16 protein-coding genes are annotated in these 20,219 nt (G+C 62.0%); 4 read left to right on the forward strand and 12 right to left on the reverse strand.

What is annotated here, in order from left to right; all coding sequences use genetic code 11:
• A complete protein-coding gene (locus XH88_RS15505) occupies window positions 1-2,850 on the reverse strand; it encodes a bifunctional transaldolase/phosoglucose isomerase (RefSeq protein ID WP_271669171.1) in 2,850 nt (949 codons plus the stop codon).
• Window positions 2,851-3,738: 888 nt separating this feature from the next.
• Here XH88_RS15505 and XH88_RS15510 point away from each other — a divergent pair.
• The 3 genes from XH88_RS15510 to XH88_RS15520 are packed head-to-tail and all read left to right on the forward strand — an operon-like array spanning window position 3,739 to window position 8,514.
• Window positions 3,739-5,682 carry a PrkA family serine protein kinase gene (locus XH88_RS15510; RefSeq protein WP_271669172.1) on the forward strand — a complete coding sequence of 648 codons (1,944 nt, stop codon included), beginning with the start codon at window positions 3,739-3,741 and terminating at the stop codon, window positions 5,680-5,682.
• A 19-nt stretch (window positions 5,683-5,701) separates the two neighbouring features.
• Window positions 5,702-6,979, forward strand: a complete 1,278-nt coding sequence (locus XH88_RS15515) for a YeaH/YhbH family protein (RefSeq protein ID WP_271670356.1) — start codon at window positions 5,702-5,704, stop codon at window positions 6,977-6,979.
• On the forward strand, window positions 6,976-8,514 hold the full coding sequence (locus XH88_RS15520) for a SpoVR family protein (protein ID WP_271669173.1): 1,539 nt from the start codon (window positions 6,976-6,978) through the stop codon (window positions 8,512-8,514). Before XH88_RS15515 ends, XH88_RS15520 begins: the two co-directional genes overlap by 4 nt.
• 137 nt (window positions 8,515-8,651) lie before the next feature.
• Here XH88_RS15520 and XH88_RS15525 read toward each other — a convergent pair whose 3' ends face one another.
• The 6 genes from XH88_RS15525 to XH88_RS15550 all read right to left on the reverse strand — a co-directional run bounded on the left by XH88_RS15525 (window position 8,652) and on the right by XH88_RS15550 (window position 11,404).
• Complete coding sequence (locus XH88_RS15525) at window positions 8,652-9,086, reverse strand: DUF1801 domain-containing protein (RefSeq protein WP_271669174.1); 435 nt, start codon at window positions 9,084-9,086, stop codon at window positions 8,652-8,654.
• Entirely contained in the window at window positions 9,083-9,295 is a 213-nt protein-coding gene (locus XH88_RS15530; RefSeq protein ID WP_271669175.1) for a hypothetical protein, read from the reverse strand. The genes XH88_RS15525 and XH88_RS15530 overlap by 4 nt, the downstream gene beginning before the upstream one ends.
• A 45-nt stretch (window positions 9,296-9,340) precedes the next feature.
• Window positions 9,341-9,772, reverse strand: a complete 432-nt coding sequence (locus XH88_RS15535) for an SRPBCC family protein (RefSeq protein ID WP_271669176.1) — start codon at window positions 9,770-9,772, stop codon at window positions 9,341-9,343.
• The gene (locus XH88_RS15540) at window positions 9,769-10,092 is read right to left on the reverse strand and encodes an ArsR/SmtB family transcription factor (RefSeq protein WP_271669177.1); all 324 of its coding nucleotides are present in this window, start codon (window positions 10,090-10,092) and stop codon (window positions 9,769-9,771) included. Before XH88_RS15540 ends, XH88_RS15535 begins: the two co-directional genes overlap by 4 nt.
• Window positions 10,093-10,291: 199 nt before the next feature.
• Window positions 10,292-10,741 carry a DsrE family protein gene (locus XH88_RS15545; protein ID WP_271669178.1) on the reverse strand — a complete coding sequence of 150 codons (450 nt, stop codon included), beginning with the start codon at window positions 10,739-10,741 and terminating at the stop codon, window positions 10,292-10,294.
• 42 nt (window positions 10,742-10,783) lie between these two features.
• Window positions 10,784-11,404 (reverse strand): hypothetical protein, encoded by a 621-nt coding sequence (locus tag XH88_RS15550; RefSeq protein ID WP_271669179.1) that lies wholly within the window; start codon window positions 11,402-11,404, stop codon window positions 10,784-10,786.
• Between the two features lie 209 nt (window positions 11,405-11,613).
• Between XH88_RS15550 and XH88_RS15555 the strand changes: the two genes are divergently transcribed.
• On the forward strand, window positions 11,614-12,198 hold the full coding sequence (locus tag XH88_RS15555) for an STM3941 family protein (protein WP_271669180.1): 585 nt from the start codon (window positions 11,614-11,616) through the stop codon (window positions 12,196-12,198).
• A 30-nt stretch (window positions 12,199-12,228) separates the two neighbouring features.
• Here XH88_RS15555 and XH88_RS15560 read toward each other — a convergent pair whose 3' ends face one another.
• The 5 genes from XH88_RS15560 to XH88_RS15580 form a co-directional block, all read right to left on the reverse strand.
• Window positions 12,229-12,891 (reverse strand): phytochelatin synthase family protein, encoded by a 663-nt coding sequence (locus tag XH88_RS15560; protein WP_271669181.1) that lies wholly within the window; start codon window positions 12,889-12,891, stop codon window positions 12,229-12,231.
• 126 nt (window positions 12,892-13,017) lie between these two features.
• A complete protein-coding gene (locus tag XH88_RS15565; protein WP_271669182.1) occupies window positions 13,018-14,934 on the reverse strand; it encodes an adenylate/guanylate cyclase domain-containing protein in 1,917 nt (638 codons plus the stop codon).
• 522 nt (window positions 14,935-15,456) lie between these two features.
• Entirely contained in the window at window positions 15,457-16,512 is a 1,056-nt protein-coding gene (locus tag XH88_RS15570) for a 2-oxoacid:ferredoxin oxidoreductase subunit beta (RefSeq protein ID WP_271669183.1), read from the reverse strand.
• Entirely contained in the window at window positions 16,509-18,356 is a 1,848-nt protein-coding gene (locus XH88_RS15575) for a 2-oxoacid:acceptor oxidoreductase subunit alpha (RefSeq protein WP_271669184.1), read from the reverse strand. The genes XH88_RS15570 and XH88_RS15575 overlap by 4 nt, the downstream gene beginning before the upstream one ends.
• Window positions 18,326-20,125 carry an FAD-dependent oxidoreductase gene (locus XH88_RS15580; protein WP_271669185.1) on the reverse strand — a complete coding sequence of 600 codons (1,800 nt, stop codon included), beginning with the start codon at window positions 20,123-20,125 and terminating at the stop codon, window positions 18,326-18,328. The genes XH88_RS15575 and XH88_RS15580 overlap by 31 nt, the downstream gene beginning before the upstream one ends.
• Window positions 20,126-20,219 lie beyond the last annotated feature (94 nt).

The following is a 20,219-nucleotide window of genomic DNA, read 5'->3' on the forward strand; positions in this document are numbered from 1 at the left end:
TTAGTTCAGCGCGTCGTTCAGCGCTGCATTGAGCGCTGCCAGACCTTTCTTGAGCCCGCCCTTGAGGTGGACGCGAAGCGCGCGCCGGCCGCGCTCGGTGAGCACGTCGAAATCGCCGCGCGCCTGCGCCGCCTTGATCACGCCGAAGCTCGCCTTCTGACCCGGCACGGCAAGGTCCTTGGCATCGTCGGCGGTGATCTGGAGGAACACGCCGCTGTCGGGCCCACCCTTGTAGGCCTGACCTGTGGAGTGCAGGAAGCGCGGACCGAACTCGGCGCAGGTCGCGACATGCCGCTTCTCGCGCACGTCAAGGCGCATCGCCTGAAGCGCGTCGATATTGGCCTTGTCGCGTGCGATGTAACCGAGCAGGGCGACGTAATCGCCATGGCTGGAGCGCGACAGATGCGCCTTCAGCCAGGAGGTGAGGTCGCCATTGGCGCCCGCTGCGCGGAGCGCCGCGGCATTGGCCTCGTCGGTGTAGAGGTCGGCCTCTTTAGTGCTGACAACAGGCTGTTCGGCCGGCAGCGCGCCGGTCTTCTCATACGCCGACGTCAGCTCGCGCGTCTTGATCTTGGCCGCTTCCACGTCCGGCTGGTCGAACGGGTTGATGCCGAGGATCGCGCCCGCAACAGCGGTTGCCATCTCGAAGCGGAAGAACTCCTGGCCGAGATGGTCGATCGACTTCATGACAATGCGCACGACCGGGTGGCCGGCCGCCTCGATCCCGGCAAGCGCCGAGTCATGGGCGGCATCCGTTTCGCCCTCGGTACGGATGTCGATGAAGAAGCGGTCGTTGCCGTAAGCCGCGGAGTCGCCAAGCGGCTCGCCGGCAATCGGGATCAGGCCCTTGCCTTCCTTGCCGGTCGATTCCGCGATGAGTTGCTCGGCCCAGGCGCCGAAATCGGCGATCTTCTTCGACGACAGGATCGTCACCTTGTCGCGGCCTTCGAGGCCGGCAAGGCCCATGGCCAGGCCGAGCTGCACGCCCGGGTTTTCGCTCGGCGGCACGTCCGGTCCGCAGGAGCGGACCATCGAGAGCGCATGCTTGATGAAGGTCCTGACGTCGATGCCGGCGGTCGCCGCCGGCACCAGGCCGAACGGCGACAGCACCGAATAGCGTCCGCCGATCGACGGCTCGCCATGGAAGATGCGGGCGTAGTTCAGCTTTTTGGCCGCCTTCTCCAGCGACGATCCGGGGTCGGTCACCGCGATGAAGCGGAAGCCGGTCTTGGCTTTCGGGCCGAGCGCCTTTGCGACGCGTTCGTGGAAATAGTCCTTCATTGCGTTCGGCTCGGTGGTGCCGCCGGACTTGCTCGACACGATGAACACGGTGTTGGCGAGGTCGATCCTGGCCTCCATCGCTCGCACCTCGGCCGGGTCGGTGGAGTCGAGCACGTGCAGCTTCGGGAAGCCCGGCTTCCGGGCAAAGGTCTCGGCCAGCACCTCTGGCCCGAGGCTCGATCCGCCCATGCCGAGCACGACGGCGTCGGAGAATTTCTGGCTCTTCACGCGGTTCGCATAGTCCTCATAGTCGGCGACGTCGGCTTTCGCCGCGCTGTCGAGCCAGCCGAGCCATTTGTCCTCGTCCGTCCCGGTCCAGACCGATTTGTCGCGCTGCCACAGCCTGCGGATCTTGGCCGAGGCGCGCCATTCCTCGGTGCTCTTGGCCACCGCCTTGCCGAGCCCGTCGCCAAGCGAAAGCCGCTGGCTGTCGATCGCCGGCCCGAGCACAGTGGCGCGCTTGTGGGCGACGGCGCCGTAGAGCTTGTCGGCGGCGTCCGCGAACAGCTTGACGCCGTCCTTGACCAGCTCCTCGGTGATCGCATCGAGCGAGATGCCGGAGCGCTCCAGCTCGTCCAGCACGCGCTTCGCCTCGTCGAGGTTATCTTCCAGGCTGTCACGCAACCTGCCGTGGTCGCGGAAGGCATCCAGCGTTGCCGGCGGCATGGTGTTGATGGTGTCGGGGCCTATCAGCTCCTCGACGTAGAGGACGTCGCTGTAGTCCTTGTTCTTGGTGCCGGTGGAGGCCCACAGCATGCGCTGCGGCCTGGCGCCTTTTGCAGCGAGCTTCTCCCAGCGGGGACCCGAGAACAGCCGCTTGTAATCCTGGTAGGCGAGCTTGGCGTTGGCGATCGCGATCTTGCCCTTCAGCGCGGCGAGCCGCTCCTTTTCGGACGGATCGTTGGCACGGGCGATCTTCTCGTCGAGCTGCTTGTCGACCATGGTGTCGATGCGGCTGACGAAGAAACTGGCCACACTCGCGACATGCGAGGGATCGCCGCCGCCGGCGACGTATTTTTCGAGCCCCGCCAGATAGGCTTCGGCGACCTGGAGGTAGACTGCCCTGGAGAACAGCAGCGTAATGTTGATGCTGATGCCGTCTCCGATCAGCGTTTCGATCGCCGGCAGGCCCTCCGGCGTTGCCGGCACCTTCACCATCAGGTTCTTGCGACCAACGTCCTTCCACAGGCGCCGCGCTTCGGCGACCGAGCCTGCTGTGTCCATTGCCAGATAAGGCGAGACCTCGAGGCTGACATAGCCGTCCCCACCCTTGAGGTGGTCATAGACCGGGCGCAGCACGTCGGCGGCAGCCTGGATGTCCTCGACCGCCACGGTCTCGAACAAATCGGCCACGGTCCGGTCGCCGCGCTTCAGCGCCTTGCCGATCGAAGCGTCGTATTCGTCCGAGCTGCCGATCGCCTTCTCGAAGATCGAGGGGTTGGAGGTGACGCCCTTGACGCCGTCGCTGTCGATCAGCCGCTTCAGGTCGCCCTTGGCGATGAAGCCACGGGCCAGGAAGTCCAGCCAGACGGCTTGTCCGTGCTTTTCCAGTTCTTTGACGGGATTCATGATGATTATTTATCTCCAAGCCTTCGGGCGAGGGGTTTTCGCGCCGGTCCTGACGGACTATTCTTTAGCCGACATGCTCCCGGGAGGGAACCAATCAAGGGTACGAGCGTCATAGTCTCAGTCTAACTCCGTCGCGATCATGGCGATCCAGGCGGCAGCCGCTCTTATGCGTAATAATAATTTGGTCGGCTTGTTCGGCCCAAGCATTGTTGCGCGAAGCTTTGTCGCTTGAGGTTCAGATAGGTCTGTCGCAGTAGCCTTTGTGACGGCGCTGTTGCGCGCAAGCTTGTTTTCAAATCAAGCTTTGTTCTTGAATCAGGCCTTCTTCGACCGTGGGCGACGTCAGCAGTTACGACGCGACGATGGGCTATCTCGGTGTTGCGTGTTGCGCATCGCCGCCGGGCGATCTCGATACTGCCGACCGGTTCTCATCCGTTCGGAGGGGTTGCCGACCGATTTTGATACATTGCTGCGCGCTTGCCGCGATCATCATGCTGCAAGCTGGCCAAGCTGCTGCAAGCAGCCAAGCTCATCGCATTGCAGCAGGAAGATGAACGCGGCACGCTAGGGCGTCGCGCTGCCAGCGTCATAAGTTTGCCCTCGCGGGTTGTCATGTTGCAGTGCCGGAGGGCTTTGCCTCGGTATTTGCCCGGATGTGGCGAGCCAGTGACAATTTCTGGAAATAAGCCAAGATGGACGGAGATTCGCACAAATTAAGGGCAACTGCCTGTTCGTAATTCACGGAGTGCCTACCTTGTGCGTTGCGTGGTGTCGGCAGGCGGGTGTCCAATGATCGTCATGTGCTCACGCTGATTCGAAACGGCCTGAGGAACGGTCCGGTAACTGCTTTCGTTTCAGCTTGTAGCGGAACTCACGCGGAGAGGGATCATGTATAACGATTCTCTATTCAACGCTTTCGCTCGGTCGTTCGAGGCGAGAAGCCAGCACGACATGTCGATGGCGGAATACCTGGAATCGTGTCGAAGCGATCCCATGAAATACGCAAATGCGGCCGAGCGACTGCTAGCAGCGATCGGCGATCCGCAGACGATTGACACGGCCAAGGACCCACGCCTTGGCCGTATTTTTTTGAACCGCACCATCCGCACCTATCCGGCCTTCGCCGGCTTCTACGGCATGGAAGAAACCATCGAGCGCATCGTCGGTTTCTTCCGCCACGCGGCGCAGGGCCTCGAAGAGCGCAAGCAGATCCTCTATCTGCTCGGTCCGGTCGGCGGCGGCAAATCCTCGCTCGCCGAGCGGCTCAAGTCGCTGATGGAAGTGCAGCCGATCTACGTGCTCAAGGCCGGCGATGAACTCTCGCCGGTGTTCGAAAGCCCGCTCAGCCTGTTCGATCCCGATAATCTCGGGCCGATGCTGGAGGAGAAATACGGCATTCCGCGCCGCCGTCTCACCGGTTTGATGAGTCCGTGGTGCTACAAGCGGCTGGAAGCCTTCGGCGGCGACATCTCGCAATTCCGCGTCGCCAAGATCCAGCCTTCGCGGCTGCGCCAGATCGCGGTCTCCAAGACCGAGCCGGGCGACGAGAACAACCAGGACATCTCCTCGCTGGTCGGCAAGGTCGACATCCGCAAGCTCGAGACCTACGCGCAGAACGATCCCGATGCCTACAGCTATTCGGGCGGCCTCAACCGCGCCAACCAGGGCATCCTCGAATTCGTCGAGATGTTCAAGGCGCCGATCAAGATGCTGCACCCGCTGCTCACGGCAACGCAGGAGGGCAACTACATTGGCACCGAGAACATCGGTGCGATCCCCTTCACCGGCGTCATCCTCGCGCACTCCAACGAGGCGGAATGGGCGAGCTTCAAAGCCAACAAGAACAACGAGGCCTTCATCGACCGCATCTGCGTGATCAAGGTGCCTTACTGCCTGCGGGTCACCGAGGAGCAGAAGATCTACGAGAAGCTGATCCAGGGTTCCGAGCTCGCGTCTGCGCCGTGCGCGCCCTCGACGCTGGAAACGATGGCTCGATTCTCCGTGATGTCGCGCCTGCGCAAGCACGAGAATTCCACGCTGTTCGCCAAGATGCGGGTCTACGACGGCGAAAGCCTGAAGGAATCCGATCCCAAGGCACGCAGCGTCCAGGAATACCGGGATGCCGCCGGCGTCGACGAGGGCATGGATGGCGTGTCCACGCGCTTTGCCTTCAAGATCCTGGCTGCGACCTTCAACCACGATCCGCAGGAGGTCGCCGCCGATGCCGTGCACTTGATGTATGCGCTGGAGCAGTCGATCCGCCGCGAGCAGCTGCCGGAGGAAACCGAGAAACGTTACCTGGAGTTCATCAAGGCGGAGCTGGCACCGCGCTATGCCGAGTTCATCGGCAACGAGATCCAGAAGGCCTATCTGGAATCCTACTCGGATTACGGCCAGAATCTGTTCGACCGCTACGTGGATTACGCCGATGCCTGGATCGAGGACCAGGATTTCAAGGATCCGGACACCGGCCAGTTGCTCGATCGCGAACTGTTGAACCAGGAGTTGACCAAGATCGAAAAGCCGGCCGGCATTGCCAATCCGAAGGATTTCCGAAACGAGGTGGTCAAGTTCTCGTTACGGGCCAGAGCGCAGAACGCCGGCAAGAATCCGACCTGGACCTCCTACGAGAAGATTCGCGACGTGATCGAAAAGCGGATATTCTCCCAGGTCGAGGACCTGCTTCCGGTCATCTCCTTCGGGTCGAAGAAGGACGGCGAGACGGAGAAGAAGCACGGCGAGTTCGTCGCACGCATGGTGGAGCGCGGCTACACCGAGCGTCAGGTTCGCCGGCTCGTCGAATGGTACATGCGCGTGAAGCAGGCCGGTTGAGGCGGATGGGAAAGTGGCCATTCACATTATTGACAGGCGCCTGAATCCAGGCGGCAAGAGTCTTGAGAACCGGCAGCGGTTCTTGCGTCGGGCCAAATCCCTGGTGCAGGGCGCCGTCAAGAAGACCTCGCAGGAACGCGACATCAAGGACGTCCTGGAGGGTGGTGAGGTCACGATTCCGCTCGACGGCATGCACGAGCCGCGTTTCCGCCGTGAAGGCGGGACGCGCGACATGGTGCTGCCCGGCAACAAGAAGTTCATCGAGGGCGACTATCTGCAGCGCCAAGGCCAGGGCAGCGCCAAGGATTCCGGCCCCGGCGAGGGCGACAGCGAGGACGCCTTCCGCTTCGTACTTTCCCGCGACGAGTTCGTCGATCTCTTCCTCGACGACCTCGAGCTGCCGGATCTCGCCAAGCGCAAGATCGCGCAGACTGAGAGCGAGGGCATCCAGCGCGCCGGCTACACCACGTCGGGCTCGCCCGCCAACATCTCGGTGAGCCGCACGGTGAAGCTCGCGCTGGCGCGCCGCATCGCGCTCAAGCGTCCCCGCAAGGAGGAGATCGAGGAGCTGGAAGCGGCGATTGCCGCTTGCACCGACGAGGATGAACGGGCAGAGCTGGTCGCCGAGCTTGAAAGGCTGAAGGCCAAGTCCAAGCGCATTCCCTTCATCGATCCGCTCGACATCCGCTACCGCCGCTTCGAGATGGTGCCGAAGCCCGTCGCGCAGGCCGTAATGTTCTGCCTGATGGACGTCTCCGGCTCGATGTCCGAGCACATGAAGGACCTCGCCAAGCGTTTCTACATGCTGCTCTACGTGTTCCTGAAGCGCCGCTACAAGCATGTCGAGATCGTCTTCATCCGCCACACCGATCGCGCCGAGGAGGTCGATGAGCAGACCTTCTTCTACGGTCCGGCCTCCGGCGGCACGCTGGTCTCCAGCGCGCTGCAGGCGATGCACGAGATCGTGCGCGAGCGCTTCAATCCGTCGGACTGGAATATCTACGCCGCGCAAGCGTCCGACGGCGACAATTCCTATTCCGACGGCGAACTCACCGGCCTCCTGCTGACCGAGAAGATCCTGCCGGTCTGCCAGTTCTTCGCCTATCTCGAGGTCGGTGAGTCAGGCGGCAGCGCCTTCGATCTGTCCGATTCCTCGCTATGGACCCTCTACGAGCGCTTGCGCAACGGCGGCGCACCGCTCTCGATGCGCAAGGTCTCCGAGCGCAGCGAGATCTTCCCGGTGTTCCATGACCTGTTCCAGCGCCGCGAAACTGCTCAGGAGAAAGCCGCTCCATGACGGAACGTTTGTTCGAAGGCGCGGATTGGGATTTTCGCACCTTGCAGCGCATTACCGATGCCTGCGAGGAGGTGGCGTTGAAGGATCTCGGGCTCGACGTCTATCCGAACCAGATCGAGGTCATCACCGCCGAGCAGATGCTGGATGCCTACTCGTCGGTCGGCATGCCCCTGTTCTACAAGCACTGGTCCTTCGGCAAGCATTTCGCGTTTCACGAGGCCTCCTACCGCAAGGGCCTGATGGGGCTTGCCTATGAGATCGTGATCAACTCCTCGCCCTGCATCTCCTACCTCATGGAGGAGAATACGGCGACGATGCAGACGCTGGTGATCGCGCACGCCGCCTTCGGCCACAACCACTTCTTCAAGAACAATTACCTGTTCAAGCAGTGGACCGATGCCGAAGGCATCCTCGACTATCTCGATTTCGCCAAGAACTACGTCATGCAGTGCGAGGAGCGCTACGGCCGCATCGAGGTCGAGCGCACGCTCGACGCGGCGCATGCACTGATGTCGCACGGCATCGATCGCTATCCCGGCAAGAAGAAGCTGGACCTGCGCGCGGAAGAGAAGCGGGCAGGGCGTCGCCGCCAGCACGAGGAGGAAGTCTTCAACGACCTCTGGCGCACCGTGCCGGCGGGCAAGAGCAAGAGCCGTTCGACCCTTAGCATCGAGCGCCGCCGCAAGCTGCTCGGCCTGCCCCAGGAAAACCTGCTCTATTTCCTGGAGAAGAGCGCGCCGCGGCTGGCGCCCTGGCAGCGCGAGCTCTTGCGCATCGTCCGCCACATCGCGCAATATTTCTATCCGCAGAGCCAGACCAAGGTGATGAACGAGGGGACGGCGACCTACGTCCACTATCGGATCATGACCAGGCTGCATCAGCAGGGCCGCATCACCGACGGCAATTTCCTCGAATTCCTGGGGTCGCACACCAATGTGGTGTTCCAGCCCGAATTCGACGACCAGCGCTTTTCGGGCTTCAATCCATATGCGCTGGGCTTTGCCGTGATGCAGGACATCGAGCGCATCGTCGCCAATCCGGAAGATGAAGATCGCGAGTGGTTCCCTGACATCGCCGGCAAGGGCGACGTGATGGGCGTGCTGCGCGATGTCTGGGCCAATTACCGCGACGAGAGCTTCATCGGCCAGTTCCTCAGCCCGAAGCTGATGCGGCATTTCCGCATGTTCCACCTCCACGACGATCCCGAGGAGCGCGCCGGCATCCGGGTCGACGCCATCCACGACGAGCGCGGCTTCCGCCGCGTCCGCCGCGAGCTGGCGCGGCAACACGATGTCGGCTTCATCGACGCCAACATCGAGGTGGTCGACGTCGATCTCTCAGGCGATCGTCGGCTGATCCTGCACCATCACGTGATCAAGGGCTCGCAACTCAACGAGACCGATGCCAAGCGCGTGCTGCAGCATCTCGCCGATCTCTGGACCTACGATGTCGCGCTGATCGAGGTCGATGGCAACGACAAAGTGCTGCGCGAATACGTCGTCAGCCCGCGTCCGATCCCGGCGGCAGTGGCGTAGGGCGGCTACGCGAAGCGCTTGACGATGAGCCCCACCTAGAACTCCGATGAAGGTGTGTTCCCTCCCCCCTTGTGGTCCCACAAGGGGGGAGGGAGCCGAGAGAGTGTTGCTGCTAGCCGAACTCCATCTTCGGCTCGTCAGGCTTTCTTGGCAGGCTTCCTCTTCGCCACATTCAGCTCCACAGCCGCGCGGATCAGCGCCTTCAACGCCTTCTCGTTCATCTTCTCGCCTTCCCTGATATCGATCGCGCGCCGCACATTGCCCTCGAGGCTGGAATTGAACAGCCCGGCCGGGTCGTCCAGCGCCGCGCCCTTGGCAAATGTCAGCTTCACCACTTGCTTGTAGGTCTCGCCGGTGCAGATGATGCCGTCGTGCTCCCAAACGGGAACGCCGCGCCACTTCCATTCCTCGATCACCTCAGGTTGGGCCTCCCTGATCAGCTCGCGGACGCGCTTCAGCGTCTCGCCGCGCCAGTCGCCGAGCTCCCTGATCCGGCCGTCGATCAGCTTTGAGGGCGACAGCCCGTCCGCATTCTTTGCGGCGCCCGTCTTTGCAGTCACGGCTTTCTTCATGACCGCGCCTCGCTGCGACGGCCGAGATATGGCAGCGCGAACAGATAGAGGCCGGTCGCGAGCAGCGGTATCAGCGGCATGAAGGCCATCAGGCCGATCCACATGGCTTGAATCTGCATGGTCAGCGCAACGATGTTGGCGATCACGGCAAGTGTGAAAGCAATCGACAGCCAGCGATGGATTTGCCTGATCCACATGTTCGAGCTCATCTGGGTCTCCTGTGAAAATAGTGGGAATGGATATGCCTGGTCGGGCTATTCCGTCCGTGCCAGCAGCTCGTCCAGCTTGGTGAAGAACTGCTTCCAGCCGGCATGCGCGCCGCCATAGGCCTGCTTCTGCGTGGGGCGGAAGCCCGCTTGTTCGACGCGCAGATGCGTGCCCGCTCCTTGCGGGGTGAGCGTGAAGGTCACGATGCTCTTGAGGTCAAAGGCCGCATCCTCATGCGTGAAATTCCAGGTGTAGGCGAGGGTACGCTGCGGCTCGATGGCGAGCACCTCGCAATCCAGCACGCCGCCCCATTCGCCACGTAAGTTGAAGTGATGGCCGACCTCAGGCTTGAAGTCGTTCTTCATCAGCCATTCCTCGATCAGATGCGGCTGCGTCAGCGCGCGCCACAGCCTGTCAGGCGGATAGGCAAATTCGCGCTCGATGACCACGGAACGCGTTTCGGTCGCAGCCTCAGTCATTGGTCCATCCTCTTCAGGAGATCGTCGAGCGCATCGAGCCGGTTCTGCCAGAAGCCCGCCATCTGGCCGGTCCAGTCGGTCAGCGGATTGAGCGCGCCGGGTTGCGCGCTGTAGTGCGTCTGGCGTCCTTCGTGGCGGTCGCGCACCAGGCCCGCCTGCTTGAGCGCGCCGAGATGTTTTGACACCGCCGGCTGGGAAACGCCCGATCGCGCCGTCAGGGCCCCGACCGTCTGCTCGCCCTCGCGGCACAGCCGCTCGAAGATCGACCGCCGCGTCGGGTCGGCGAGTGTCCTGAACAGAAGGTCGTGCGCCGCGGACATGCGAAATCCATAACTCGGAAGTTATAGATAAATTCATAACCGTGGAGTTATGGGTAAGTCAAGCGGGATATCCCCTCCGTCGTCATTGCTTGCGAGGAGCTCTTGCGACGAAGCAATCCAGACCGCCTCCCCCGGAGGGTTTCTGGATTGCCGGTGCTAAACTCGCAATGATGGAGCACGAGATGGTCTGGCGGCGCTCCTACGGCCGCAAATACAGATACCCCTGCGACTGCAACTCGGCCAAACGCACCACGCCGCCTTTTTCCGCACTCACGAACCCCGGCAGCAGATCCTTCAGCGTGATGTTCTGCGCCTTCATCGTGTTGTCGCAGGCGGCGAGCTCGACTCCATCCTTGGAGAAGTCGCCGATCCGTTTGCCGACGTCGGGATTGGCCTGCGCCGAATGGAATGCTTTCAGCGCCGGCCCGTGGATCACCAGCGCGAGCGTGACATGGTCGGGGCCGCCGACGCCGTCGATGTGGTTCTGGATGTTGCCGAGCACGAAATTGACCTTCTCGGCGTCGCTGAGATGATAGACGACCTTGAGCTTGGGCGAAGGCGCGGCCTCGGTCGCAGCCTTGGCGCGCGAGGCGGCAAAGGCAGCGCCCAGCGTCGAGACGATGCTCCACAAGATGTTCCGGCGGTTCATGGCGATCTCCTTGCGACTAAGCCCGATTTCGCCGGAGACATATCACTTGTGGCGGAGCGCGGCGAGTTCCTTGCGGTCGGTCACGAGGGCGGCGCACTCGCTGTTGTCGGCCCGGTCGAGGCGGAAAATCGCGTCGTCGCTGCCGGCGACCAGCGATCGCTCGGCCTCGTCATCGGGCTTGTTGTGCAGCCAGACCCTGACGCTATCGAGCCGCACGATGGCCGACTTGTCGTCCTTCGACAGCGCAATACCGATGCCGCCGCCCTCGCAATCGACGCCGCAGCCGAGCCGCACCTCGTTGCCCTCCTTGGTGAGCACCGTGTGGTGGCACGAGCCGCTGGAGTCGAAATCGCCGCTGCGGTGGCGATAGCGGAAGCCGAGCCGGAAGGAATTGTGGAACTGCTTGTCCTCGCCGTCGGTCTCGGCCGAGACCAGCAGCTTCATCGAGGCGACCTTCTGCTTCGGATGCCGCGCCAGATGCTCGGCATCGTAGCGGCGAACGAAGCAGGCAAAGGCGGTCTTGCCAGGCGTGCCCGCATACATGCGCGCGTTGAAGGTCTCGGCTTCGGTCTTGCTCGCCTCGCGGATGTCGTCGGCCTCCTCGGCCCGGGCAACGCTGACAAAGGCCACAAGGGCAAGCGGAAGGGTAAGGGCAAGCTTCATGGTCGCATCCGGGTACTCAGCCATTGACGGCCCGTATCGCGCGCGGCGGGGCCAACTGGCGGTTAGTCGCAGGCCGATCCCCGCGCGTTCAACTGCGAATGCCTCGCACTCCCATGGGCAGCCTCGCGCAAGGTTCCAAGCTTACCCCCGAGATGGAGGGGCGCGCGGATAGCGCCCAGGTTGTTGCAAATGGCTGGAGGCGATTGAAAATGTCCGAAAGTCAGACCTTGCCCAACCTCGCGATCGGCTATTCCCGAGCCCGGCTGCTCACGTTATTCGGCGGCAGCCTGCTGCTGACGCTGCTCTGCGCCGCCCTCGTATTCCTTTGGCAGGAGGGAAATGACGTCACCAAATTCCTGGTCGCCATCTGCTATGTCGGCGCGGTGTTTTTCGGCCTCGCCACCTGCAGGATGCTCTGGCGGCTGGTCACCGCGAAGCAGCCGCTGGTCTTCATCAGCCGTGTCGGCATTCGCGACACCAGGCTTGCCGGCGAGACCATCGCCTGGAGCGCCGTGCGCAAGATTTTTCCATGGGAGCAGCGCGGACAGAAGTTCGTGGTGCTCAAGGTCGATCCCCTCATCGCCCAGCGATTCTCGAGGGGGTTTGCGACGCAGGCCCTGACGCTGTTGAACAAGGCGCTTGGCACTGACAGTGTGATCGTCAATGCGGGTGGCCTGACCATGGACACCGGAACATTGCTCGAGACCTGCAAGCAATATTGGGGTGCCGGACGACCGGCGCAGGCGGAGAACACCGAGCCCCAGCCTGAAGCCAAGCCGGAGCCTGTCAGCTAGATTTGGAGTCAATCTTACGCGGACATTGCGCTAGTTATCTTCGATTAGGAGCAGACCGCGTTTTTTGTCGCCGTCGAGGGTGTCCATCGCAGAGAACAGCCGCTCGCGCTGGATCAGCCAAGGCTTGTAACGTTCATTCACGTCAAGGACGAACACCAAATCCTCGGCTTCCAAATACCCTCCGATCGGGGAAAAGTGGCCGACGCCGGCGCCAAAAATGTTCTCTCGAGCAAAATTGATAATATAGCGCCGGCCGGGGTCGTTGGTTCGCTTCATATGCTCGCGGAATTCCTCGCCCGTGAGATTCCGAAGTACGGTGATCCTTCGACCGGCTTTGGCTCGCGCTACGTCTGCAAGCTCATCAAGTGTAAGTCCCATAAAGCAAATACCTGTCCAACACTTACCCGTTCCTTCGAGTACTTGGTTCTCGGTTGTCGTCCGCTCGCCCAGTGAGCGCAACGTGTTCGCGACGCTGGCTGGGCCACAGCGCGAGCTATTCGATTGCCACATGATTTCCGTGTTAAACGTAGTCGCGACCGGAAGTCGCCATGCACGATCGATCAGTTCTGGTCTGTGAATGACCGAAGACTGGATCGCCTCTGACGGCACACTCGGCCAACTAGCGATGAAATAGGTAGAGCCGCTAAGCAGAACGAAGCCGACTACTGCACCGAAACGTCCAATGCGTTTCATGGTAGCGCTCCTTAGAGCCCGGTAGAGGCCACAACGCTATCACACCAAGATGCATCCGCCAGGAACCTATCTCCAGCACGCAGCGACCAGGAGGATCGGGTCGGTCCTTTGCCAGTTCTTCCCCCTTCACTCCGGAAGACCCGCCTTGCGCAACCCCTCGGCGATGCGCTGAAACTCGGCAAGAAAAACGACGTTATCGGACCACGCAGACCCATCCTGCAACCAAAGGGCAACGGTGTAATTGGGCCTGAGCCGACGAAGCTCGGCGACGGCGGCGTGAGCTTCACGCTCATGTCCCGTCAATGCGTTAGCGGCGGCGAGATCTGCATAGGCAATCCAAAAGGGATTGACCGCGGTGGAGCGGCTGCACCAGTCGATCGCTTCATCATATTGAGCGAGATGGCTGTGCGCATGGCAGACGTAGAAGTACCACGTGCTTAGGAGCGGATCGCGGGGGCTGAGCTGGATCGCCATTTGGAGAGGTGCGAACGCCTCCGCGGAGCGGCCGACGCGTATCTTGGCAGCGCCTAGCGCGCCATGAGCCGGCGCGAGACTGGGATTTATCGCAATTGCCGCCATGTACTCGCCGACCGCAGTGTCGAGATTCCTGCCCTTCGCTCGTTGAATCTCGCCCTTTACAAAATGTGCCATTGCGTCACTGGGAAACTGGGACAGCACCTGATCCACCGCACTCTCTGCGCGCCGCAGCTTTTCGGCGGGGGCATCAGTCCAACGATAGTTCGCTTCTATCGCCAGCGTATCTGCCAAACCCACGAGGGCCTTGGGGTAGGCCGGGTCGATCTGCAGTGCATGTTCGAAGAGGGCACGCGACTGGGCCAACTGTTGACGCGAATAGGGCCGATTAAGCATGGCCCAGCCCTGCATTGTAAGATCGACCGCGTCAGGGTTGTTGGGCCGTGCAACCTCGGCATCGCGGCTTTCGTGGTTGGTCAGTTCGAGATCAAGACGCCGCGCCAGTCCACCCGTTATGACATCTTGAAGCTGCAACGATTTGGACCACTCACCGTCGACGCCCTCCGACCAGATCTGTGCGCCGGTCCGCGCATCAATCAGCCGGGCATTGATCCGAACAATTGATTGCGTTCTGCGCAAGCTCCCGTCGAGGATATAGCGCACGCCGAGTTCTCGGCGAATGCGCTTGAGGTCAACATTCTTGTAGGCACGGGCTGTGCTCGGTGCGATCACAAAGCTATCCTCAATGCGTGAGAGATCCGCGCTTAGATCGTCGGCAACACCTTCCGCAAAGTATTCTTGCTCGGGTTCGTTGCTCAAATTCGTGAAAGGCAGTACGACGATCGAGAGCCGATGGTTCAACAGCTGCGGCTCGTTCCAACGGATGTACCAATAACCCAGACCACTACCCATCATGAGCAGGAGAAAGGCCATCTTTAGGCCCATCCGATTTCGTCGCACTCGACCCAGCGACCTCAGACCAAACGAGAAGCGACTAATAATATTCAAGAACGAAGCGGTCGACGGTGTATCGGAGAGCTGCGGAGCATAGGCTCGGACTGGGAGAGCGATATTCTTGAGGTTCTGCTCGCCGAGATCCGCGAACTCAATCCCGACCTTGCCTCGGACTTGATCGTAGGCGGCGGAAGATATGCAGATACTGCCAGGCTCTGAGATGCCCTCAAGCCGCGCCGCAACATTCACGCCGTCGCCAAATATGTCATTCGGCTCGACAATTACGTCGCCGATGTTAATCCCCGCACGGAAGGCAATGCGGCTTGCTTCCGGATCATCGCATGTAAGTTCCTTGACGCGGTTCTGGAATTGTATCGCAGCTCGAACGGCTTCGACCGCACTCGGAAATTCAGCCAGGAATCCGTCGCCGGTGTTCTTGACAATACGGCCTCCGTGTTCGGCAATTGCCGGGGCGACGGCATCCGCCAGGAGTGCAGTCAGTTTGGCATGTGTAACCTCTTCGTCATCGTGCATGAGCCGCGAATAGCCGGCCACATCCGCGGCCAATATCGCCGATAGCCTGCGCTCCACTCGGGCGGCGCGCTCATGCACCATGGCTAGTACTCCAACCTGGCTCATTTGTACTGTACGATGGATCACAGCGCAGAGCCAATCGTGCATCCATTCAGGTCTGCTGCCGGTCGTCGCGAAGCGAAACGTCAGCTTAGATGACCGACCGTTAGCCACGACCTTTGAGAATGCCCATGTCGCCGATTGGCCCTCAGCTGCGCCTGTAACGTCGGTGCAATTTCAGTACGGTTTGAAGATGTACGAAGTCGTCTGGGGGCGTGCCGGCGAAACCTTTGCCCAGCACCCAAATCGACTTCGATCCGCACCACCAGCTCGACGGCCTGGCGCTTGTACTCTTCGGTAAACGACCGACGTTGACGTTCCATTCGACACCTCCGGGCTCATTGAGCCTGCTACAGGTGTCCACTCATTCGGAGGAGGTTCAGGTTCGGCGCGGGCCCAGACCCGAGTGCCGTGAGGTGGGCAAAGGCGCAGCGCGCCCCCACGATCTCCTGTGCAATCGATAGAATTGGTGGGCACGCTTCGCTTTGCCCACCTTACGGATTCTCACCGCAAACTGGCGTTGATCCTGTCCAGCACGGCCGAGCCCGGACACAGCGTATCCGCTTCCAGCGTGTTGAGCGGCGTCTCGACCGTGTTGAGATGGGCGTGCAGGTCTTCCGCGTCGGGATCGACGTACAGGAGCCCGGTGACGATCTGGCCCTTGGCAGCGTGCCTGGCGAGGAAGGTCTGGGCGCCCAGCCGGTCATGCGGATCGTAATCGGCGTCGATCTTGCGCAGCGCGATCTTGCTGCCGTCGTGCTGCTCGACGACCTGCACCGTGCCTGGCGCGTAGTCCACCGCGATCGGATCGCGGCCGACCAGCACGTCGAGCCGGTTCACCGCGTCGTTGTGCTCGCGGACATAGTCGAAGCTCTTGGTCGAACCGGCGTGGTTGTTGAAGGCGATGCAGGGGCTGATGACGTCGATGAAGGACGCGCCCTTGTGGCGGATCGCGGCCGCGATCAGCGGCACCAGCTGGGTCTTGTCGCCGGAGAACGAGCGCGCCACGAAGGTGGCGCCAAGCTGCAGCGCGATCGCGACGAGGTCGATCGCGTTGTCGGTGTTGGTCACGCCCTTCTTGCTCTTCGAGCCGCGATCGGCGGTCGCCGAGAACTGGCCCTTGGTCAGGCCATAGACGCCGTTGTTCTCGACGATATAGGTCATGTTGACGCCGCGCCGGATCGAATGCGCGAACTGGCCGAAGCCGATCGAGGCGGAATCGCCGTCGCCGGAGACGCCGAGATAGATCAGATCGCGGTTGGCGAGATTGGCGCCTGTCAGCACTGACGGCATGCGGCCATGCACGGAGTTGAAGCCGTGCGAATTGCCGAGGAAATAGTCCGGCGTCTTCGACGAGCAGCCGATGCCCGAGATTTTCGCCACCCGGTGCGGCTCGATCGACAGCTCGAAGCAGGCCTCGATGATCGAGGCCGTGATCGAGTCATGGCCGCAGCCGGCGCACAGCGTCGAGATCTTGCCCTCGTAGTCGCGATGCGTGTAGCCGAGATCGTTCTTCTTCAGACCCGGATGATGGAACTTCGGTTTGGCGATGTAGGTCATGATACGGCCTTCCGGAGCGGGGTCACCTTGAGCTGATCCTGGTGGTCGCCGATGGCTTTTGCGATGAAGCGGGCGGTGATGGGAGTGCCGTCATAATGCACGATCGGCACGAGGCGGACCGGATCGATGCCGTTCTCGTTGACGACGAGCTGCCGGAGCTGGCTGTCGCGGTTCTGCTCGACCACGTAGACGAAGTCGTGCTCGGCGAGGAAGCTCGCCACGCTCGAGTGGAACGGGAAGGCGCGAATGCGCAGGCGATCAAGCTGATGCCCGCGCGCCTCCAATAGTCCGATCGCCTCGTCCATCGCCGGTGAGGTCGAGCCGAAATAGATCACGCCATATTTGGTCGGCCGTTCCGCATTGGCCTGGAGCGGCCGCGGCACGAGGTCCTGCGCGGTCTCGAACTTGCGCACCAGCCGCTGCATGTTGTCGGCATAAACAGTGCCTTCCTCGGAGTAGCGGGCATAACGGTCACGCGAGGTGCCGCGGGTGAAATAGGAGCCCTTGGTCGGATGCGTGCCGGGATAGGTGCGGTAGGGGATGCCGTCGCCATCGACGTCGAGATAGCGGCCGAAGTCGCGCCCCTCTTCCAGCATCTCCGCGGTCATCACCTTGCCGCGGTCGTATTGCCTTGCGTCGTCCCATTTCAGGGGCCGGCAGAGCCGGTGGTTCATGCCGATGTCGAGATCGAGCATCAGGAAGATCGTGGTCTGCAGCCGCTCGGCGAGGTCGAAGGCGGCCGCCGCGAACTCGAACGCCTCGGCGGGATCTTCCGGGAACAGCAGCACATGCTTGGTGTCGCCATGCGAAGCATAGGCGCAGGCGATGATGTCGCATTGCTGGGTGCGCGTCGGCATGCCCGTGGAGGGACCGGCGCGCTGGATGTTCATGATCACGGCCGGGATCTCGGCGAAGTAGGAGAGGCCGATGAACTCCGTCATCAGCGAGATGCCGGGGCCTGAGGTCGCGGTGAAGGCGCGCGCGCCGTTCCAGGAGGCGCCAATGACGATGCCGATGGAGGCCAGCTCGTCCTCGCCCTGGACGATGGCATACTTTGCCTTCCCGGTCTCGGGATCGTGCCGGTACTTCTTGCAATGGGCGGTGAAGGCTTCCGCCACCGAGGAGGACGGCGTGATCGGATACCAGGCGCATACGGTCGCGCCGCCATAGACGGCGCCGAGCGCGGCGGCGCTGTTGCCCTCGATGAAGATGCGGTCGCCGACCTTGTCGGATTTCTTCACCTGGAGACCAATCGGGCATTTCAAATTCTGCAGCGCCCAGTCGCGGCCCAGATGCAGCGCGTGGACGTTGGAGGAGAGCAGCTTTTCCTTGCCCTTGTACTGCTCGCCGATCAGCTGCTCGATCAGCTTCGGATCCATATCGAGCAGCGCCGAGAGTGCGCCGAGATAGATGATGTTCTTGAACAGCTGGCGCTGTCGCGGATCGGTGTAGGTCGAGTTGGTGATGGCGGTGAGCGGCACGCCGATCACGGTGATGTCGTCGCGGAATTTGGTCGACGGCATCGGCTTGGTCGAATCGTAGAACAGATAGCCGCCGGGTTCGATGCCGGCGACGTCCTTGTCCCAGGTCTGCGGGTTCATCGCCACCATCATGTCGACGCCGCCGCGGGCGCCGAGATGGCCGGCTTCGGTCACGCGCACCTCGTACCAGGTCGGAAGGCCCTGGATGTTTGAGGGGAAGATGTTGCGAGGGCTCACCGGCACGCCATGACGCAGGATCGCGCGCGCGAACATCTCGTTGGCGCTGGCCGAGCCCGAGCCGTTGACGTTGGCGAAGCGGACGACGAAGTCGTTTACGCTGCTGATCGGCTTTTTGTCGGACATGTCGAACCTGCGTGGGTCATCTCGATGAAATATTTCTGCATGTCCCAGGCGCCGGTGGGACAACGCTCGGCGCACAGCCCGCAATGCAGGCAGACGTCCTCGTCCTTGACCATGACGCGCCCGGTCTTGAGATCGGAGGAGACGTAGAGATCCTGGTCCGGATGGGCCGAGGGCGCCTTCAGGCGATGGCGCAGATCATCTTCCTCGCCATTGGCAGTGAAGGTGATGCAATCCATCGGGCAGATGTCGGCGCAGGCATCGCACTCGATGCAGAGCGAGGTCGAGAATACGGTTTGGACGTCGCAATTCAGGCAGCGATGCGCTTCGCCGAGCGCGAGCTTGACGTCGTAGCCGAGCTCGACCTCGGTCTTGATGTCCTTCAGCGCGACCACCTTGTCGCGATGCGGCACCTTGAAGCGCTTGTCGATGGAGATGTCGTTGTCATAGCTCCATTCGTGGATGCCCATCTTCTGCGAGGAGACCTGCACATCGGGCAGCGGCCGCTCGGTGATGTCCTCGCCCGACAGCATCTTGTGGATCGACAGCGCGGCGTCATGGCCGTGCGCCACCGCCCAGATGATGTTCTTGGGACCGAACGCGGCATCGCCGCCGAAGTATACTTTCGGGTTGGTCGAGACGAAAGTCTTCGGATCGACCTTCGGCATATGCCATTTGTCGAACTCGATGCCGCAATCCTGCTCGATCCAGGGGAAGGCGTTCTCCTGGCCGACCGCGACCAGCACGTCGTCGCAGGGAATGGTCTGATCGGGATCGCCCGAAGGCACCAGATTGCGGCGGCCCTTGGCGTCGTATTCGGCCTTGACGTGCTGGAAGGTGACGCCGATCAGCTTGCCGGCGACATGCTTGAATGCCACCGGCACCATGTAGTTGAGGATCGGGATGTCCTCGTGGATTGCGTCCTCCTTCTCCCAGGGCGAGGCCTTCATCTCCTCGAAGCCGGAACGCACGACCACCGTGACCTTCTCGCCGCCCAGACGGCGCGCGGTGCGGCAGCAATCCATCGCGGTGTTGCCGCCGCCGAGCACGATGACGCGCTTGCCGATCTTGTCGGTGTGGCCGAAGGACACCGAGGAGAGCCAATCGATGCCGATATGAATGTTGGCGGCAGCCTCTTTGCGGCCGGGAATGTCGAGCTCGCGGCCGCGCGGTGCGCCGGAGCCGACGAAGATCGCATCGTATTTCTCCGCGAGCAGCGCCTTCATGCTCTCGATGCGATGACCGCCCTTGAAGTCGACGCCGAGACCCAGGATGTAGCCGGTCTCTTCGTCGATGACGGAATTGGGCAGGCGGAATTTCGGGATCTGCGTCCGCATCATGCCGCCGGCTTCGGGATCGCCGTCGAACACGGTGCAGTGATAGCCGAGCGGGGCGAGATCGCGCGCCACCGTCAGGGAGGCCGGACCGCCGCCGACGAATGCGACGCGCTTGCCGTTCCTCGGCGTTGGCTTCGGCAGGCGCTGCTTGATGTCGTCCTTGAAGTCGGCGGCGACGCGCTTGAGGCGGCAGATCGCAACCGGCGTTTCCTCGACGCGTCCGCGGCGACAGGCCGGTTCGCACGGACGATCGCAGGTGCGTCCCAGGATTCCGGGAAACACGTTTGATTTCCAATTGATCATGTAGGCGTCGCTGTAGCGGCCTTGTGCGATCAGTCGGATGTATTCGGGAACCGGGGTGTGCGCAGGACAGGCCCACTGGCAATCGACCACTTTGTGAAAGTAGTCGGGGGCCGCGATATCGGTCGGTTTCATTCCTACCCTCGTCCGCGCAGGCTCAAAGACCCGGCGGCCTCTTCTTGAGCTTGGCGGACGCTTAATGTGCGCCGATCTGGTTTCTGAATGACGT

It is taken from the genome of Bradyrhizobium sp. CCBAU 51627 (genome assembly GCF_028128765.1).
Taxonomy (GTDB): Bacteria; Pseudomonadota; Alphaproteobacteria; order Rhizobiales; family Xanthobacteraceae; genus Bradyrhizobium.

Coding starts and splice junctions, on each gene's coding strand:
- XH88_RS15520 (WP_271669173.1), top strand. CDS start 6,976: ATGACGGAACGTTTGTTCGAAGGCGCGGATTGGGATTTTCGCACCTTG.
- XH88_RS15510 (WP_271669172.1), top strand. CDS start 3,739: ATGTATAACGATTCTCTATTCAACGCTTTCGCTCGGTCGTTCGAGGCG.
- XH88_RS15525 (WP_271669174.1), bottom strand. CDS start 9,086: ATGAAGAAAGCCGTGACTGCAAAGACGGGCGCCGCAAAGAATGCGGAC.
- XH88_RS15545 (WP_271669178.1), bottom strand. CDS start 10,741: ATGAACCGCCGGAACATCTTGTGGAGCATCGTCTCGACGCTGGGCGCT.
- XH88_RS15560 (WP_271669181.1), bottom strand. CDS start 12,891: ATGAAACGCATTGGACGTTTCGGTGCAGTAGTCGGCTTCGTTCTGCTT.
- XH88_RS15540 (WP_271669177.1), bottom strand. CDS start 10,092: ATGTCCGCGGCGCACGACCTTCTGTTCAGGACACTCGCCGACCCGACG.
- XH88_RS15535 (WP_271669176.1), bottom strand. CDS start 9,772: ATGACTGAGGCTGCGACCGAAACGCGTTCCGTGGTCATCGAGCGCGAA.
- XH88_RS15555 (WP_271669180.1), top strand. CDS start 11,614: ATGTCCGAAAGTCAGACCTTGCCCAACCTCGCGATCGGCTATTCCCGA.
- XH88_RS15575 (WP_271669184.1), bottom strand. CDS start 18,356: ATGTCCGACAAAAAGCCGATCAGCAGCGTAAACGACTTCGTCGTCCGC.
- XH88_RS15550 (WP_271669179.1), bottom strand. CDS start 11,404: ATGAAGCTTGCCCTTACCCTTCCGCTTGCCCTTGTGGCCTTTGTCAGC.
- XH88_RS15530 (WP_271669175.1), bottom strand. CDS start 9,295: ATGAGCTCGAACATGTGGATCAGGCAAATCCATCGCTGGCTGTCGATT.
- XH88_RS15565 (WP_271669182.1), bottom strand. CDS start 14,934: ATGGTGCATGAGCGCGCCGCCCGAGTGGAGCGCAGGCTATCGGCGATA.
- XH88_RS15505 (WP_271669171.1), bottom strand. CDS start 2,850: ATGAATCCCGTCAAAGAACTGGAAAAGCACGGACAAGCCGTCTGGCTG.
- XH88_RS15580 (WP_271669185.1), bottom strand. CDS start 20,125: ATGAAACCGACCGATATCGCGGCCCCCGACTACTTTCACAAAGTGGTC.
- XH88_RS15570 (WP_271669183.1), bottom strand. CDS start 16,512: ATGACCTACATCGCCAAACCGAAGTTCCATCATCCGGGTCTGAAGAAG.